Here is a 213-nt window from a genome sequence, read left to right on the forward strand (position 1 = left end):
CGTAATACTCGGCGCGCTTTATGCGGTCTCGGCCAAGAACTTCTCCAGATAACTCCATGTCGTGTCGCGCGCGGTCGGTCCGGCCAGGATCCCCAAATGGCTGCCGGGCGCGGTTTCGTAGCGGACCAGCGCCGCCCCGGTGAGGATGCGGGTACCCGCCTCGACGGCGGGGGCCGGGGTGATCACGTCGGCGGGCCCGCCGACCAGCAGGAC

At 69.5% G+C, this 213-nt stretch carries 1 pseudogene; it reads right to left on the minus strand.

The window, feature by feature from the left end:
* Positions 1-18: 18 nt before the first annotated feature.
* Positions 19-213, minus strand: a pseudogene (locus tag ON34_RS20455) (alpha/beta hydrolase); the annotation flags it as partial.

The organism is Nocardia pneumoniae NBRC 100136, assembly GCF_000308755.1.
Taxonomy (GTDB): domain Bacteria; phylum Actinomycetota; class Actinomycetes; order Mycobacteriales; family Mycobacteriaceae; genus Nocardia; species Nocardia pneumoniae.